The sequence below is a fragment of the Bradyrhizobium sp. BR14999 genome, from assembly GCF_056106085.1.
In genome coordinates this window covers 4,874,961-4,890,909 of the sequence record NZ_CM148536.1, presented here as the reverse complement: position 1 = coordinate 4,890,909, position 15,949 = coordinate 4,874,961, and the positions used below count along the sequence as shown (strand labels likewise).

16 protein-coding genes and 1 tRNA gene are annotated in these 15,949 nt (G+C 62.5%); 4 read left to right on the top strand and 13 right to left on the bottom strand.

The annotated features are described in order from the left end of the window. Window positions 1–430 precede the first annotated feature (430 nt). Window positions 431–515 (bottom strand) — tRNA-OTHER (locus ACR9YP_RS22705). 135 nt (window positions 516–650) lie between these two features. Here ACR9YP_RS22705 and ACR9YP_RS22700 point away from each other — a divergent pair. Continuing rightward, a complete protein-coding gene (locus ACR9YP_RS22700) occupies window positions 651–869 on the top strand; it encodes a hypothetical protein (protein WP_438107892.1) in 219 nt (72 codons plus the stop codon). A gap of 104 nt (window positions 870–973) precedes the next feature. Here ACR9YP_RS22700 and ACR9YP_RS22695 read toward each other — a convergent pair whose 3' ends face one another. The 9 genes from ACR9YP_RS22695 to ACR9YP_RS22655 all read right to left on the bottom strand — a co-directional run bounded on the left by ACR9YP_RS22695 (window position 974) and on the right by ACR9YP_RS22655 (window position 9,191). Beyond that, complete coding sequence (locus ACR9YP_RS22695; RefSeq protein WP_474221103.1) at window positions 974–1,132, bottom strand: helix-turn-helix domain-containing protein; 159 nt, start codon at window positions 1,130–1,132, stop codon at window positions 974–976. A 136-nt stretch (window positions 1,133–1,268) separates the two neighbouring features. Beyond that, complete coding sequence (locus tag ACR9YP_RS22690) at window positions 1,269–1,793, bottom strand: carboxymuconolactone decarboxylase family protein (RefSeq protein ID WP_438107891.1); 525 nt, start codon at window positions 1,791–1,793, stop codon at window positions 1,269–1,271. Window position 1,794: 1 nt separating this feature from the next. Continuing rightward, window positions 1,795–2,748 (bottom strand): Bug family tripartite tricarboxylate transporter substrate binding protein, encoded by a 954-nt coding sequence (locus ACR9YP_RS22685; protein ID WP_474217117.1) that lies wholly within the window; start codon window positions 2,746–2,748, stop codon window positions 1,795–1,797. Between the two features lie 24 nt (window positions 2,749–2,772). Further along, the gene (locus tag ACR9YP_RS22680; RefSeq protein WP_474217116.1) at window positions 2,773–3,573 is read right to left on the bottom strand and encodes an SDR family NAD(P)-dependent oxidoreductase; all 801 of its coding nucleotides are present in this window, start codon (window positions 3,571–3,573) and stop codon (window positions 2,773–2,775) included. Next, the gene (locus tag ACR9YP_RS22675; protein ID WP_438107888.1) at window positions 3,570–4,409 is read right to left on the bottom strand and encodes an amidohydrolase family protein; all 840 of its coding nucleotides are present in this window, start codon (window positions 4,407–4,409) and stop codon (window positions 3,570–3,572) included. Before ACR9YP_RS22675 ends, ACR9YP_RS22680 begins: the two co-directional genes overlap by 4 nt. 1 nt (window position 4,410) lies before the next feature. Further along, window positions 4,411–6,504, bottom strand: a complete 2,094-nt coding sequence (locus ACR9YP_RS22670) for an acetate--CoA ligase family protein (RefSeq protein ID WP_474217115.1) — start codon at window positions 6,502–6,504, stop codon at window positions 4,411–4,413. Window positions 6,505–6,514: 10 nt separating this feature from the next. Further along, on the bottom strand, window positions 6,515–7,297 hold the full coding sequence (locus tag ACR9YP_RS22665) for an enoyl-CoA hydratase/isomerase family protein (protein ID WP_474217113.1): 783 nt from the start codon (window positions 7,295–7,297) through the stop codon (window positions 6,515–6,517). Window positions 7,298–7,301: 4 nt separating this feature from the next. Further along, the gene (locus tag ACR9YP_RS22660) at window positions 7,302–8,288 is read right to left on the bottom strand and encodes a tripartite tricarboxylate transporter substrate binding protein (protein WP_474217112.1); all 987 of its coding nucleotides are present in this window, start codon (window positions 8,286–8,288) and stop codon (window positions 7,302–7,304) included. 144 nt (window positions 8,289–8,432) lie between these two features. After that, the gene (locus ACR9YP_RS22655) at window positions 8,433–9,191 is read right to left on the bottom strand and encodes an IclR family transcriptional regulator (RefSeq protein ID WP_438110719.1); all 759 of its coding nucleotides are present in this window, start codon (window positions 9,189–9,191) and stop codon (window positions 8,433–8,435) included. Window positions 9,192–9,308: 117 nt separating this feature from the next. Between ACR9YP_RS22655 and ACR9YP_RS22650 the strand changes: the two genes are divergently transcribed. Genes ACR9YP_RS22650 through ACR9YP_RS22640 form a run of 3 tightly spaced genes read left to right on the top strand, consistent with a single transcriptional unit; the run spans window position 9,309 to window position 12,422 of the window. Further along, entirely contained in the window at window positions 9,309–9,881 is a 573-nt protein-coding gene (locus tag ACR9YP_RS22650; RefSeq protein WP_438107884.1) for a tripartite tricarboxylate transporter TctB family protein, read from the top strand. 17 nt (window positions 9,882–9,898) lie between these two features. Next, on the top strand, window positions 9,899–11,401 hold the full coding sequence (locus tag ACR9YP_RS22645) for a tripartite tricarboxylate transporter permease (protein WP_438107883.1): 1,503 nt from the start codon (window positions 9,899–9,901) through the stop codon (window positions 11,399–11,401). Window positions 11,402–11,459: 58 nt separating this feature from the next. Further along, complete coding sequence (locus tag ACR9YP_RS22640) at window positions 11,460–12,422, top strand: Bug family tripartite tricarboxylate transporter substrate binding protein (RefSeq protein ID WP_474217111.1); 963 nt, start codon at window positions 11,460–11,462, stop codon at window positions 12,420–12,422. A 29-nt stretch (window positions 12,423–12,451) separates the two neighbouring features. Here ACR9YP_RS22640 and ACR9YP_RS22635 read toward each other — a convergent pair whose 3' ends face one another. The 3 genes from ACR9YP_RS22635 to ACR9YP_RS22625 are packed head-to-tail and all read right to left on the bottom strand — an operon-like array spanning window position 12,452 to window position 15,540. Then, window positions 12,452–13,798: an MmgE/PrpD family protein gene (locus tag ACR9YP_RS22635; RefSeq protein ID WP_438107881.1), complete on the bottom strand. Its 1,347-nt coding sequence runs from the start codon at window positions 13,796–13,798 to the stop codon at window positions 12,452–12,454. Window positions 13,799–13,813: 15 nt separating this feature from the next. Beyond that, entirely contained in the window at window positions 13,814–15,004 is a 1,191-nt protein-coding gene (locus ACR9YP_RS22630) for a CaiB/BaiF CoA transferase family protein (RefSeq protein WP_474217110.1), read from the bottom strand. Then, the gene (locus ACR9YP_RS22625) at window positions 15,001–15,540 is read right to left on the bottom strand and encodes a hypothetical protein (RefSeq protein ID WP_474217109.1); all 540 of its coding nucleotides are present in this window, start codon (window positions 15,538–15,540) and stop codon (window positions 15,001–15,003) included. Before ACR9YP_RS22625 ends, ACR9YP_RS22630 begins: the two co-directional genes overlap by 4 nt. Between the last annotated feature and the right edge of the window lie 409 nt (window positions 15,541–15,949).

Sequence of the window (15,949 nt, the reverse complement as noted above, 5' to 3'; positions counted from 1 at the left end):
AGTCGCGAGTATTCCATGCGCATCGCTTTCCAGCGGGACGAAACGCCAAACGTGTTTGTCTCGACTCCGAGCTTTCGGCTTTGGCAGGCGGGCGGCCCTGCCGCACGTCTATCGCGATCCCCTGCGGCTGTCCCTCACGTTGCCAGGAACGCGCGGTGGACTGGCATGATGCAGGTGCAACCACCGATACCGACATTCACTTCAGGTTGCGATTTAACCGAGGTTTTTCATCTCTTTTCGTGTCCAACAACTAACGACTTGGTCTTGCGCGCTAGGTTCTTCATCAAAATCTCCGACCCCACGTTCTGAAGCTACTGTTGGCGCGGTGACCAAGGGTAACATCACGGAATTAGCTGCAACAACTGTTCTGGCACTCTTCATTGTTTTGCTGTCGCTTCGAACAGCCGGATAAAGTAGAGAAATGGTGCGGCGGAGAGAGTGGGAGTCAAACCCACGATTTTCGATTCCGCGTCGAACTGCTGAGACTGCACGTAGGCACTCGCCCGCTCCTCCCCTCGCAACTCCGGACCCTGCCCACGCGCCACAAGCCTTCAGTACGGCTTTCTTCCCTTCTGTACGCTGCAACGCGCACACCAGCGATGCCGGCTTGAAATCGCGGCCGGGCGTCGGCTAAGCCAACGCATACAACGGTGGTCATCGACCAAGATGAAAGGAGTGAGAATAATCTTACGAAAACCTACGCCAAACTGCGCGTCAGCCACCGGCCACACTACCCACTCAATCATTTCGAACGACGTTTCGTCGTTGATTTGCAAGCACAAATCTTCAAATCTGACGGACAAATGCCGCCGGTATACCCGCCGCAATTTTTTGGTCTTGAATTCACAGGAAAATTTGGGTGGCTCTGAGGGTTGGTATCTTCAGCAAGTATCGGAATCAATCGGGGCACTAGACGGGCCACAAGCTCGGAACGGCCTGCTCTTGTGCTTTCCTCGACTTGCAGCAGATACCGTCATCGGTCAATCGGACAGGCCTCTGATGTCAAGGTTTGCACCAACAGCGGCTCTCCTAACAACTCATCCTGCTCGAGACTCTTGAGCAACCGGTTGATCGTTTGGCGACCGACGCCGATCCTCACGGCCAAGTCCTCCTGGGAAAAGCGTAGATCGATGACCCTCCTCTTCTTGGAGGCATGGCGCTTGCCTTCCCGGACAACTATTCGCGGCAGGCCACGCCCCCGATCCTAGAGCCAAAGGTGACCATCAACTTCGCTGGCGATCTCTTTGGTCGATCGTCCTGGCTCCCTGTCAATGGCAAACATTGAGCGCGACGAGAAAGCGTGAGACCATGTTGTACGCAGCGATGGTCGCCACGACTTCCACGATCCCGCCGTCATCGAACGTTTCCCGGAGCTTCCCGAAGAGTGCGTCCGATACGATGATGTCGCGCGTCATTGCATCGGTGAGCTCGAGCATCAGCGCTTCGCGGGAATCGAACGCTGCAGCGATGCCATCCTGCTTCACCGCCTCGATCTTCTCGTCGCTAAGACCGGCGCGCTTCGCGATCGGCGCGTGGGCTTCGAATTCGAAACTGGCCCGATTGAGCACCGCAACGCGCAAGATGACGAGCTCGCGCAAGTCCGCAGGGAGCGATGTCTCGTTGCGTACCGCCGTCAACATCCGTTCCCAGCCGGCGGCGATCGGCCCCGAGTTGAGCAGGACCTGGTAGAGCAGCGAGATGCGTCCGCGTTCAGCCAGGATCCGACCCTCGAGATTGGCAAGCTCGGGTCGCGTACCAGGGACGACCGGCGGCACCCGGATTCCGTCAGCCATCTTACTCACCTCTGATATTTTTCGCCTTGATCAAGGCCGACCACTTCTCGGTATCCGTCTTGAGAAGAGCGGCCAATTCGTCTGGGGTCGAGGGGGCCGGCTCGGCGCCCAGCGCGATCAGCTTGGCGTTCACGTCCGGTGCGGTCAGGCTCGCCCGTACGGCCTTGTTCAGAGTTTCCACCACGGCGAGAGGAGTCTTCGATGACACGAATATTGCGTACCAATTGTTGGTATCGATGCCTTTGAAGCCCTGCTCTTCGAACGTCTTGACGTCGGGCAACGCCGGGTGCCGCTTCGGCGCCGCCACACCGACGGCGCGCAATTTGCCTCCTCTGACGTGGCCGATGAGACCAGGCACATCTCCAAAAAAACCCGCGACCTGACCTCCCATCACATCAGAAATCGCGGGAGCCGCTCCCTTGTAGGGCACATGCAGAAACGCCGCACCGGTCGCGTCGGCGAGTTGCTCGATCGCGAGATGGGGAATCGATCCCACACCCGACGAAGCCATAGCCGTCTCCTTGGCCCGCCTGGCGTTGGCGACGAAATCGGCAGCATCCTTTGCGCTGTCATTCGGATTGACCACGAGAACTTCGACGTTGTTCACGACCAGCGAGACCGGCGCAAAGTCCCTCGTCATGTCATAGACGAGCTTGTCGTAAAGCGATGGGTTGATTGCGGCCGCACCGACCGACGTGATCCAGATCGTGCTGCCGTCAGGCGACGATCTGATGACCTCCTGGGCAGCGATCGCCCCGTTTGCACCCGACTTGTTTTCGACGATCACGGTGCGACCGAGCTCTTTTCCAAGCTGATCGGCCAGGATCCGCGCAACGCTGTCGACGGGCCCTCCGGGGGCGAAGCCGACGATGATCCGCGCGGGTTTCGTCTGGGCGAATGACGGTCCAGCCAGTGCCAGGCAGATGATGGCGGCCAGGAATGTGCGTCTCAACATGTGAAGTTCTCCTGAAAATTCGTCTCAGTCGCAGCGCGCGATCATTCCACCATCGACCACGATCTCGGTCCCCGTCACGAAGCGCGCTTCGTCCGATGCGAGATAGGCGACGGCAGCAGCCGTGTCGCGGCCATCACCCATGAAGCCAAGTGGAATGCGGCGGACGCGCGAGGCCAACAGTGCATCGACGTTGCCCCCGGTTCGCTGACCGGCCAGGCGCGCCTCGACCATGGGCGTATGGAGCTGTCCGGGCACCACGGTATTGACCCGGATGCCGTCGGGTGCGTGCTGCACGGCAATGACGCGCGACATCTGGATCACGCCGGCCTTGGTGGCTGCGTAGGCGACCTGGGCCGATCCGGTCCATCGCAGACCCGACGTCGACGCAAGATTGACGACGGCCCCCGCCTTTCTTGCAACCATATGCGGCAGGACGTGCTTGCAGGCCAGGAAAACACTCTTCAGGTTGATATCCACCTGCGTATTCCAGGCGTCCTCCGCAAGCTCGACGGGACCGCCGGCCGCCGAACCGCCGACATTGTTCACGAGAACGTCGATCTTGCCGAAGCGCGCAAGGCACGCCTCGACAGTTGCCGCGAGGTCGGCACTGGATGTCACGTCGCAGGCATGTGGAACGATCGCGGCGCCGACGGCGCCCGCCCGCTCGACCGTTTCCTCGACACGGGACAGGTCGCGGTCGCAGGCGAAGACCATGGCCCCCTCCTCGGCGAGGCGTACCGCGATCGCTCGTCCGTTGCCCCAACCGGGACCTACACATCCGGCACCGGTGACAATCGCGACCTTCTCCTTGAAGCGCTGGCTCATTCCGTCTCTCCAAAATGGTAAAGTCGCGCCGGATTCGTCACCATGAGTGATCTGCGCACCATGGAGTCCGGCGCAACGTTGGCGATGCGATCCACCAGCTCTTCATCGCTGGGAAGCGGTCCCTGATGGTTCGGATGCGGCCAGTCGTTGCCCCAGACGACACGATCGGTGAATTCGGATGCAAGCAACCTCGCGAATGGCACGGCATCGTCATAGGGCGGTCCCTTGCGCGTGATGCGGTCGATCCCCGAGACCTTCACCCAGCATGCCGGGTGCTCCATCAACCGGCGCAGCGCAGTGAAGTGCGGTTGCTCCAATCCGAGCGCCGCGTCGATGCGGCCGATATGGTCGATCACCACGGGAGCGGGACCGCCGAGAAGTCGGGGCACGATTTCGCCGAGCACCGTCGCGGGATCGCCGTGGACCTGGACGTGCCATCCGAGCGGAGCAAGGCGACGTGCGAGCGTGAGCACGGCCTCGACATCCTCTCCAGTACCGAGATGGTGCATGTAGTTGAAGCGGGCGCCGCGAAACCCGGCCCGGTCCAGTCGCTTCAATTCGTCGTCGGAGACGTCGGTGGCTACCAGCGCGACGCCGCGATAGGTTCGCGGCCGAGCCGCAATCGCGTCCTCGGCTGCCCGATTGTCGTAGCCGTGAACCTTCGACTGCACGACCACGCAACGCTCCAGGCCACATGCGTCATTCAGCGCGAACAGAGCCTGCTTCGGCGCCTCCGCGAGCGGCGGCGGGCTCTGCGGGTCGAACGGAAACAGCTCCGCAGGCCCGAACACGTGGCAGTGGGAATTGCAGGATAGCGCGGGAAGCCTGACGCTCATGTCACGAACCCGCCCCAAGGATGGCCACTGCGTCAGCGGCCTTGACCCCGGATCCCTTCGGCAGAACGAAGATCGGATTGATCTCGGCCTCGATCAGCCGGTCGCCCAACTGGGCCACCATGACGGAGAAATCGACGATGGCCGTCGCCAGAGCCTCGACGTCAAGCTTCGGACGGCCGCGATAGCCGTCCAGCAGCGGCCAGGATCGCAACTCTCGCAAGGCAGAGACCGCATCGTCCCTAGTCATCGCACAGCCGGGCGGCAGCAGTCGAAGAACGGAGTCCTTCATCAGTTCGGCCGTCACGCCGCCGATGCCGATCAGCAGCACCGCCCCGAGCGGATCGCGACTGTAGCCAAGAATGAGCTCGAGCCCTCCGGGCGGCACCATTTCCTGCACGAGGAAGCCGTCTGGATCGATGCCGGCGCGGAGCTTGACCGTCGCGCGCATCTTCTTGAGCTGTTCTCCAATCGTGTCCGCATCGAGCCCCACCGCAACGCCGCCGACGTCGCTCTTGTGCGTGACGGCGGACGACAGCATCTTGAGCACAACCTTGCCGCCGAGTGTGCTCGCGGCCTGCCGGGCCTCGTCGGCGCTGGCAACGACGTGCTCGCGGACGACAGGCAGGCCGAACCGGCTGAACAGCGATTTGGCCCTGTGCTCATCGAGCGAACCTTGCCAATCTGCCGGGACATCCACGGGTGATCGGTTTGCCGGCTGCATCCGGACGAGAGGCTCTCCCGCCGTCCATAGCGCCGAGAACGCCGAGGCAACCGCTTCCGGTGTGTTGAAGGCCGGTACGCCTTGCCGGGTCAGTCGGGCGGCCGCTTCCGGCGCGTGGGGACTGACGTAGGCCAGCACCGGCTTTGCAGCAGTTGCCGATCCAGCCTCGCGGATCGCGTTGCTGACCAGTTCCGGATTTCCGACGCTCGACGAGCCGACGACTACCGTCAGTCCGTCATAGGACGGGCTGTCGAGCAGAGCCTTGATGCAGCCCTTCAGAATGTCCGGCTGAAGTCCAGCCAGGGTCACGTCGACGGGATTGGTGTCGAGAGCGGCGTTTCCACCCGGCATGGCCTGCAGCAGGTGATCGATGGTCGACTTTTCGGGAGCGGGAGAATCGAAACCGCAAAGGCCCAGACTGTCGGCGACCAGCGTGCCGGCTCCGCCGGTCGACGTCAGGATGGCAATTCGCCGCCCGGTCAGCGGCGGCTGCGTCGCAAGCGCGGCCGGGATGTCGACGAGGTCGCCGAAGCTCTGGGCGCGAATGATGCCGAGATCTCGGAAATACGCGTCGTAGACGCGGTCGCTTCCCGCCATGGCGCCGGTGTGTGACGCCGCGGCGCGTGCGCCGGCGGCGGAACGTCCGATCTTCAGGGCGACGATGGACTTTCCTGCGGCTCTCGCCTTCAGCGCTGCGCGGCGGAAGCGATCGGAATCGCGGACCGACTCGATGTAGAGCGCGATCACCGACGTGTGAGGATCGTCCGACAGATAGTCGATGAACTCCGACATCTCGAGGTCGGCCTCGTTGCTGGTCGCCACCAGTTTCGACAGACCGATCCCCTGCGCCGAGGCGCGCGAGAGCAACGCACCGAGAATACCTCCGCTTTGGGAGACCACACCGACCGGCCCCTTGATGAACGATCCTGCTGCCAACGCGCCACTCGCGGAGAGCGGAACGCCATCCGAGACGTTGACCAGCCCGATCGTATTCGGCCCCAGGATGCGCATCGAGCCGGCAACTTCGCGCAGCAGACGTTGACGGCTCTTACCTTCCTCCCCGCTTTCGCCGAATCCGCTGGCGAGAACGATGGCGTGCCTGGTCCCTTTCCGAGCCAGTGCGCGCACAGCGTCCACGGTTCGGTCAGCACCGAGAACGATCATCGCTACATCCGGCGCCGCCGGCAGCTCCTCGACCGTCGCATAGGAGCGCAACCCGTCGATCACAGCGACGCGCGGGTTCACCGGATAGATCTCACCGGCAAAGTTCTGCTGTCGCAAAAACTTGACGGGCAGTCCTGACGTCTTCGAGGGATCGGCCGAAGCGCCGACAATGGCGACGCTCCGGGGGTTGAACAGCACGCCCAGCGACATATCCACTCCCTCAGTTGGCGGCCTTGGCGAGGAACGCCAGGACCGATTCACGATGCTCGGTGCTCGTGTAGCAAATGCCCTGCGCCTGGCTTCCGGAGGCAAAGACCGACCCGGCCTTGCTCTCGAAGGACTGATTGAGGATCGACTTGCCCAGGGCGATCGCAGTGGCAGATCCTGCCGAGAGCGAACGTGCCCATTGCTGGGCGTCGGGGAGCAGTGTTTCAGGACTGCTGACCCTGTCGACGATGCCGAGCGTCAGCGCTTCGTCGGCATCGACTCTCCGACCAGTGAAGATGAGTTCCTTCGCCCGCGCCAAACCAACACGCCGCGGCAGAAAGTACATCCCGCCGCCATCGGGGATCAGCCCTCGCAGGACGTACGACCAGGTGAAGCTGGCAACCGGGCTCGCCATGATGAAATCGCACGCCAGGGCGATATCGGCACCGAGACCGGCGGCGGCGCCATTCACGGCCGCGATCGTCGGCTTTGGCATCGTGTGAAGCAGCGATATGGAGTGGTGCACGCGCTGCTGGCGGGCCCATCCGTTGAAGGCCACCTCGCCTGCCGGCGCCTCCATGCGACGCTTCATGCCTGCGATGTCGCCACCGGCGCAAAATCCCCTGCCGGCGCCGGTGAGGACCAGCGCACGCACGGATTTGTCGGCGGTCATCTCCTCGATAGCCTCGATGAACGCGGTTCGCATCTCGTCGCTCATCGCGTTTCGCTTGTCGGGCCGATTGAGCGTGATGGTTGCCACGCCCTCGGTGACAGATTTCAGAAGTGTCTCAGCCATGTTCCTAATCCGCGGTAATCTTGTTCTCGGTTACGATCTTGTGCCAGCGCTGCGTATCGGCACGTACGAACGCGTCCAGCTCGGCCGGCGAGCTCGAATGAAGCGTGACGCCTTCGCCTTCCGCCCGCTTGATGAAATCTGGATCCTGCGCGGCGAGTTTGACGGCCGCTCCGATCTTGTCGATGATCGGCTGGGGCGTCCTCGCAGGCGCGTACAAGGCGTACCAACTGTCCACCACATAGCCGGGCACGGTCTCCTCGACCGTCGGCACCCCGGGGAGCTTCGACTGTCCGGAAGGCGCCGTCACGGCGATTGGCCGCAATCGCTTGCTCGCGATGAAGCCCGCTGCGGCGGCGTTGGTGGCAAACATCATGTCGACCTGGCCACCGATCAGGTCCGTCAGAGCGGGACCGGCGCCGCGATAGGGAATGTGAAGCAAATCGATCTGCGCCAGGTTCTTCAACAGCTCGCCGGCGAGATGCGCCGACGTGCCGCTACCCTGGGACGCGAACGTGTATTTGCCGGGCGACTTCTTCGCCGCCTCGATGATATCGCCGACCGTCTTGAACGGACTGTCTGGCCTCACGACCAGAACGTTGTGCGAGCTGCCGATCAGGGTGACCGCGGAAAACGCCTTCTCGGTGTTGTAGGGCATCTTCGGCTGCATGCTGGGATTGACGGCATGAGCCAAGGTCGCGACCAGCAGCGTGTAGCCATCCGGAGGGCTGTTCGCCACGGCTTCCGAGCCGATCATGGTGCTGCCGCCCGGCTTGTTCTCGATGATGACGGGCTGCCCCAGTGATTTGGCCAGCAGGGAGCCGAGGCTTCTTGCGATCGTGTCGGTGCCGCCGCCGGGCGCAAAAGGCACGATCAGGCGCATCGGCTTTTCTGGATATTCAGCGTGAGCCGGTACCGCGAGCGAAACCGGTAGCGCGGCCGCCACAAGTGCTATTCGGAAGAAGCTGATGACCTTCCGACGTTCTTTCCACATGGCATCCTCCCAATCCGTGCGCGCACGGCCTGTTGATTTGAGGAGGACTATAGAACTTCCACTGCTGCTTGATGCTCGGCCAATTCCACCTGCTGGAATCGAACGCGTGCCGTCGCCGTCCCGGCGGCGGCCGCGATCCACCGCTCAATAGGTGTCTCGCGCAGCGTTCAACTCGAGCTTTTCAAGACATCTGCGTTTCAGGTCCAGCAGCCAGGGTCCCAGCCGCCGCCGGGCGTCAGCCAAGGGCTCGTCGCTCGCAAGGCTCATATTCAGCGAGTATGGATCCTGCTCCTCGAACCGGAGCGACGTCGCCACCGCCACAACGCCGGGCTGCCATCTGACTGCGCAATAGCCGAGCTGATCGAGTTCGGCGAAAGATCGTTCGATATCGTGGCGGAACTGGCGAGATCCCTTTGGGCGGCGCTTTGCGATCGCTGCCAGTTCACGGTCCCGATCTTCGCGCGGTATCGCCCAGAGATAGGCCCGGCCAAGCGACGTCAGTTCCACCGGCACGCGCTGACCCGAGACGACAGTCCGGAAACTCGCGCGGGGGCTGTAACGAAATGATTCCAGATAAACCATCATGTCGCCGTCGGCCGCCGCCAGTCCGACGTTCACGTGTCGTCGTGTCGCTTCGGCCCGCATCAGCGGCGCGATTGTGGACAGAATCGGCGAACTCAAGCGCATTGCATGGGCGAAGCTCAAGACCGCTGGAGCCAGGCGGTAGACGCGTTGGGCGGCATCCCTCTCCAGCATGCCCGCGGACACCAGGGTCCGCGTCAGACGGCTCACGGTCGCCTTGGGCAGACCGGTCCGCTCCGCAATCTCCGCATTGCCGAGCTCGCTGAGGCCGGGCTTGAACGCCCGCAGGATAGCGATGCCGCGCTCGAGCGAGCGGTTCATCCCATCCCCGTCGTGCCGGTTAGTCATGGGGCCGCCGTTTCACCTAGTGGAATTAGCACAGCCTAATCCGTCGGATTTGTCGATATAGGTTCGTCGAAATAGTGCAATCGGCGCGCTTTGGTCGCGGCGACAATCGGAGCTGTACCCGCCCTGACCGGCGGGAGAGCGATCGGCACAACCAAGAGAACATGGGAGGATACCGCCTTGATCAGGATAAGGGCTGAAAAGGACTTTTGGGCAGGCCTTCTCTACGTTCTGCTGGCTGCTGCTTTCCTCTGGCTTGGACGCGACCTCAAGATGGGCGCCGCCTCCCGGATGGGGCCTGGTTACTTTCCGCTGACCCTAAGCTGGATCCTGGGCGCCTTTGGCGCAATTTCCATCGTTCGCTCGTTCGTTGCCAACGGCTCTCCCGTCGGCAGCATCGCATGGAAGCAACTCGCGCTGATCACCGCTGCGGTCGTGGCCTTCGGTTTCCTGATCGACACCGCGGGGCTCGTCTTCGCCCTGCCCGCGCTTGTCATCATCTCGGCGCTGGCCTCGCAACAATCCGTCTACGACCTCAAGAGCCTTCTGGTGCTCGTTGGCCTGACCGTCTTCTGCATCCTCGTTTTCGTAAAGGGTCTCGGAGTGCCGATGCCGATCCTCGGATCGTGGTTCGAGCACGCCGCCGCCATCGCTCCACAACGCTGAGTCCGGAGAGCCTTCCCATGGACATCTTCGCCAACCTTCTGCTCGGGCTTCAGACCTCGATGTCGCCCGTCAATCTGCTGTACGCCCTGATCGGCTGCTTTCTGGGAACCGCCATCGGCGTCCTCCCGGGACTTGGACCGGCCGCCACCATCGCGATGCTGCTGCCGGCCACCTTCGCCATGCCGCCGGTCACCGCGCTGATCATGCTCGCCGGCATCTTCTACGGCGCCCAATATGGCGGCTCGACGACGGCCATTCTTGTCAACCTGCCAGGCGAAACGTCGTCGGTGGTCACGGCACTCGACGGTCACCAGATGGCACGACAGGGCAAGGCAGGTCGCGCGCTCGCCACCGCAGCGCTCGCCTCGTTCTTCGCCGGCACCGTCTGCACGCTGCTGATCGCGCTGTTCGCTCCGCCGCTTGCCGAGGTCGCCCTGAAATTCGGCCCCGCCGAATATTTCTCGCTGATGGTGCTCGGCCTGATCGCCTCCATCGTCCTCGCGCACGGCTCGATCCTGCATGCGCTTGGCATGATCGTGCTCGGATTGCTGCTCGGCCTGATTGGAACGGACGTGAACTCGGGCCTGCAGCGCTACACATTCGACCTGCCAGAACTGTCCGACGGCATCGGGTTCGTCATCGTTGCGATGGGCATGTTCGGCATCGGCGAGATCGTCGCCAACCTGCAGCAGGAAGCCAGCCGCGACGTCTCGATCAACGAAGTGAAGGGATTGTGGCCGACCAAGGAGGATTTCCGGCGGATGGTCGCGCCTACCCTGCGCGGGACCGCGCTCGGCTCGATCCTCGGCATCCTGCCCGGCGGCGGCGCCGCGCTCGCCTCCTTCGGAGCCTACGCGCTCGAGAAGAAGGTCTCGAAGAACAGGAGCGAGTTCGGCAAGGGCGCGATCGAGGGCGTCGCGGCGCCCGAATCGGCAAACAACGCCGGCGCGCAAATGTCGTTCATCCCGATGCTGACGCTTGGTATCCCAGCGAACCCGGTGATGGCGCTCATGATCGGGGCGATGATCATCCAGGGCATTCAGCCCGGCCCATCCGTGATGACCGAGCAACCCGCGCTGTTCTGGGGCCTGATCGTATCGATGTGGATCGGCAATCTGATGCTGCTGGTCTTGAACCTGCCCCTGATCGGGATGTGGGTGAAGATGATCACGATCCCCTATCGATATCTCTTCCCGATGATCATCGTGTTCTGCGCGATCGGCGTCTTCAGCCTCAACAATGCGCATTTCGACGTGTACCTAATGGCACTGTTCGGGGTGATCGGCTACGTCTTCAAGAAGCTGGACTGCGAACCGGCCCCGCTTCTGCTGGGATTCATCCTCGGACCGATGATGGAGGAGTTTCTGCGCCGTGCGCTCCTGCTGTCCAAGGGGGATCCGCTGGTGCTGCTGACCCGTCCGATCAGTGCGGGCATGCTGGCGCTCGCGCTCGTCCTGCTCGCGCTCGTGCTGCTGCCTTCATTCTCGGTCACGCGCGAGGAAGCCTTCCAAGAAGAGTAAGCGCAAGCTCCGCCCCTTCAGAAAGGAATATGCCATGACGCAGTTCAGCCGGCGCGAGATGCTTGCCGCGCTATCCTTCATCGCCACTGCCGCGGCCGGCAGCAGGCCGGGCCTCGCCGCGACGCCGGATTATCCGTCGAAGCCGGTCAAGCTCATCTCGCCCTATGCTCCGGGCGGGGCGACTGACATCATCGCCCGGTTGATCGGACAGCGGCTGGCCGAGCAGCTCAAGGCGCCCTTCATCACGGAGAACCGAGCCGGCGGCGGCGCGAATATCGGCACGGAGGCCGCGTTGAGATCGCCGGCCGACGGCTACACGTTGCTGCTCGCGAGCACCGCCAATGCCGCCAATGCAACGCTCTATCCGAAGCTCCGATTCAATTTCCTCGCGGATTCGACCCCGATCGGAAGCATTGGTCTCGTGCCCAACATCCTGGTTGTGCACCCGGACGTTCCCGCAAAGACCCTCCCCGAATTCATCGAGCTGGCTCGCGAGAACCCAGGCGCAACAAGCATGGGACTGCCGGGCAATGGTAGCCCGCAGCATCTGGCCGCCGCGCTGTTCTCGCAGTTGTCGAAGACAGATTGTCTATTCGTGCAGTATCAGGGCGGCGGCCCCGTGCTGAAGGACCTCATCGGCGGGCACATCCAGGCGGGATTCCCGTCTTCGGTCTCATCGACGGCAAGCATCAAATCGGGGACCCTGCGTGCGCTTGGCGTGACGTCCGCCAGCCGCCTGGCGACATTGCCCGACATTCCAGCGATCGGCGAGCATATCGGCGGATACGAAGCGACCAACTTCTACGGCCTCGTGGCACCGAAAGGTACGCCTGAAACAATCGTCGCGTGCCTGAGCCAGGAACTGAACGCTGCACTCGGCGAGACCGACGCCATCTCCAGACTCGACGCGTTGGGAATATCACCCGTTGCCATGACGTCCTCCGCTTTCGGAACCTTTCTCGCGTCGGAAACGAAAAAGTGGGGTGAGGTGATCAAGGCAGCAGATATCAGAATGGAGTAAGCCTCCGAACGCTGGCCACAGGCCAGCGGTCACGGCTTGAACCGGACCGATCCGGGCAGGTCATTGCCGTGCAATAGCGTCTGCATCAATCGTTCGACGCTGGCAGGTTCGAGGACGGAGCCGGCAAGCTCCATGAATTTGTCAACGAGCTCGTCATCGTTAAGGGGATCGTCTGGATCTCCCTTCCTCGTCCTCTGAAAATGGTCGATCCGGCGGCCGTCGCGCAACGTGACCGCGAGCCGGGCCATGCGCCGGCCTGGATAGGCGGCGGCGAGGTCGGCGGCCTCGCTGACGGTGATCAGCGGCATCAGGCTCCGGATGCGAGCATCGGAGAGCGCAGCAGGCCGAAACGCTTCGAGCCGCACCGCTTCCAGCACCAGTTGAGCCGCAAGGCAATATTGCAGACTGAAGCGCGCGTCCTGCGCCGTGATCGCATCGGGCCGATTGCACATCTGGTAGGTCGCCCCGTAGCCTTCGACGTGGATCGCAGCGACTTCATCAACCGCAAAGCCTGACGTACGCTGCATCGCCTTCAGCCCATCGATCGCGGGGAAGATGTGGCCGCAGCAGCCGTGGGCTTTCACTGTCATGCGCGCAATCGGCGTCCAGTCACCGAGACCGTGCAGCGCCTTGGTCCAATCGCCCGCGGAGTCGCTGCTCGCTGCGGCAAAGCCCTTGGGCCCATGGAAACTGGCCATCGATCCGGTGATGCCCTGCCTCGCACAGACCGCAGCCAGGAGGCCCGCGTCGGCGGCGTGGCCGGGATGCATCGCCTTTGCCATTCCCTCGTCCTGCAAATTCTGTTGATGTCCGCCCGCGAAGCTGCTCGCCAGCGCCATGGCATGGGCGATGGCCTTGGCATCACAGCCCAGCAGAACGGCGCCCGCAGCGGCCGAGCCGATGGTGCCGACCGTCGAGGTCGTGTGCCAGAACGCATAATGGCTGGGCTGGATAGCAAGAGACACGCGGCATCCGGCTTCATAGCCGGCAATGACGGCTCTGTGAAACGCACCGGCGGACAGGCCATGGTGCTGAGCGATGGCGAAAGCGGCCGCAATGGTCGAGCTGCCCGGATGATAGCCGCCGTCCCGGAAGATGTCGTCGAACTCGACGATGTGACTGGCAACCGCGTTGATCATCGCGGATTGACGCGGAGACCTGAGCGATCCATCGACATAGCAGACCGCGCGTCCCGAGGTTTTCTCCTCGGCCAGAGCGTCGATGACCAGTGTCGCAGGTTTCTCCCGGCACCCCGGGAGCGTCGTTGCAAACCAGTCAAGCACCGCCCGCCGAGCCGCCCATTCGATGTCCGGGGCAAGCTCCGCCTCACGCCAGGCTGCCGCAGCCTCCGCAAGCGCGATCAACGGATTGGGCAAAGCACAAATCTCCTTCTACCCGATCGCACCCTGCGTCCTTAGCGCGGCGATGTCTGCCTCACCATAGCCCAAAGATTCAAGGACCTCGACTGTGTGAGATCCGACCGGCTGCGGCGGCGACGTCAGTCCAGCCGGACTTGCCGACATCTTGAAGCCGGCCACGGCGACACCAAGCTCTTGCTGCCCCGAGCCGCGCAGCCCGGCATTCTGAACGACCCCTCGCGCGACGGCCTGGGGATCGGCGATCGCCTCAGCGAGCGTGCGAACGCGAGAGGCCGGAACGCGATGTTTCCGCAACAACGCCTCCCACTCCGCTGCGGACCGCGTGGCGATGATCGCGCTGAGCGCAGCCTCTTCTTCGGCGTGGGCATCAAGGCGCTGGTTGTTGTTGGTCTTGATCAGGTCTTCCCGGCCCAATGCCGTCCACAGCCGCCGCTGCTGCGCAAGATTCGATGCCGCAATCATCATGTCGGTGTCGGAGGCGCGGTAACAGCCGATGGTGGCAAACGGAAACCGGTTCGCTTTCGCCTTGGGATGCGAGCCGTTCCAGGTCAGGCCCGCAATGTGCGAGGAGCACAGCATGAGGGCCACATCGAACATGGATACATCGATATGCTGCCCCACGCCTGTCTTCTCACGCTGGAAAAGCGCGGCGGAGATCGCAAAGGCCGCGGCGAAGCCGGTACCATAGTCGACGAGCTGGGCCCCGCTCTTCAATGGCCGGCCGTCGCCATAGCCGGTCATCGCCATCATTCCGGAGGAAGCCTGGATCACATTGTCGTAGCCGGTTTCCTCGCGTCTCGGCCCGGTCGCGCCAAAGGCCGAGATCGAGCAGTAGATCAGGCGCGGATTAAGCGCTCGCACGTCGTTACAGGACAGTCCCAGGCGGTCGAAGGCCCCGGGTCGAAAGTTCTGCACGAAGACATCCGCAGTTTCGAGCAGGCGCAGCAGCGCTTTCCGGCCGCCCTCCGTTTTCAGGTCGAGCGCGATCGCCTTCTTGTTGGATGCTTGAGCCATGAACGAGGTTCCCATTGCCCGGTCGTTCATGCCCCTGTCGCTGCCCTGCAGGCGGGCCTGGTCGGGACCGTGCGGAGATTCGATCTTGATGACTTCTGCACCGAGGACGCCGAGCTGATAGCTCGCAAACGGACCAGCTAGAACGTGGGTCGAATCGACAATTCGGATACCGCTGAAAGCTTTCGTCATCTATCCACCCATGCAAAGTGTTTCTCCCGGTGCAGCCCTTTTTGCTCACACGCCGGCACACCGTTATTCGTCATCCATTTTAGTCCGCCGACAAGCCTCGTCAGCCGGCAAATTCCATCACGTGAAACACGCCCTTCCGGACGCCATCCTGTCCGATGGCAAGACCGACGTGATGGCGGCAACATGACCGCGGCGAAGAGTTGAAACTCATCGCGCATGGCCACCGAGAGAACAACGCGGTCCGAACTTAATCTGCGCGAGATGAAGGCCAGCACGTCATGGGTCGGCTGATCCAGCCATTGTGCGTCATCGGCAACAAAGAGCAGAGGCCCGCGAGCCGCCCTCTCGGTCTGAAGAGACAACGTCGCTAGTGCAACCAGGAAGAGGGTATCGCCGGAGCACCCGTCCATCTCGCCTACGCGGCCAACCGGTTTATGGCGGTCAAGGTCCGCACCGGGAAATGTGGTACCGTCATAGGACCGATACAAGGCAATCAACTCTGCCTTGTGCCAAAAGCGACCGGTGCTCCCGGCCAAGCTTTAAGCGCCCACACCTTCCGTACGATCGAACACGCTGCGATACTCCATCAGTGAAGACCAATGGATCTCGGACCTCCACTGGGATAAAGCAAGCTCACTATTCGGTCGGCTTCTCGACGCGAAAAAAGCGAGAGCAACTCGAGCAAACTACGCTAAACCGCGCGATGCCAGCCGTCCGCGCTATTCCCACTCAATCATTTTGGAAGACGTTTCCGCGTTGATTTCCAAGCACAAATTCTCAAAGCTGACGGTCAAATCCCGACGGTATACCCGCCCTAATCTTTCGGTCTTGAGTTCACAGGAAAATTTACGAGGTTCTGAGGATTGGCACCTTCAGCAAGTATCGGAATCAATCGACGCAGTAGACATACACCCGGTCGGACGGCCTCTACTTGTCCTTTCGTCG

Bases quoted from the DNA above. Each gene is read 5' to 3' on its own strand.
- ACR9YP_RS22690 (WP_438107891.1), bottom strand. From the start codon at position 1,793: ATGGCTGACGGAATCCGGGTGCCGCCGGTCGTCCCTGGTACGCGACCC.
- ACR9YP_RS22685 (WP_474217117.1), bottom strand. From the start codon at position 2,748: ATGTTGAGACGCACATTCCTGGCCGCCATCATCTGCCTGGCACTGGCT.
- ACR9YP_RS22680 (WP_474217116.1), bottom strand. From the start codon at position 3,573: ATGAGCCAGCGCTTCAAGGAGAAGGTCGCGATTGTCACCGGTGCCGGA.
- ACR9YP_RS22675 (WP_438107888.1), bottom strand. From the start codon at position 4,409: ATGAGCGTCAGGCTTCCCGCGCTATCCTGCAATTCCCACTGCCACGTG.
- ACR9YP_RS22670 (WP_474217115.1), bottom strand. From the start codon at position 6,504: ATGTCGCTGGGCGTGCTGTTCAACCCCCGGAGCGTCGCCATTGTCGGC.
- ACR9YP_RS22665 (WP_474217113.1), bottom strand. From the start codon at position 7,297: ATGGCTGAGACACTTCTGAAATCTGTCACCGAGGGCGTGGCAACCATC.
- ACR9YP_RS22660 (WP_474217112.1), bottom strand. From the start codon at position 8,288: ATGTGGAAAGAACGTCGGAAGGTCATCAGCTTCTTCCGAATAGCACTT.
- ACR9YP_RS22655 (WP_438110719.1), bottom strand. From the start codon at position 9,191: ATGAACCGCTCGCTCGAGCGCGGCATCGCTATCCTGCGGGCGTTCAAG.
- ACR9YP_RS22645 (WP_438107883.1), top strand. From the start codon at position 9,899: ATGGACATCTTCGCCAACCTTCTGCTCGGGCTTCAGACCTCGATGTCG.
- ACR9YP_RS22640 (WP_474217111.1), top strand. From the start codon at position 11,460: ATGCTTGCCGCGCTATCCTTCATCGCCACTGCCGCGGCCGGCAGCAGG.
- ACR9YP_RS22630 (WP_474217110.1), bottom strand. From the start codon at position 15,004: ATGACGAAAGCTTTCAGCGGTATCCGAATTGTCGATTCGACCCACGTT.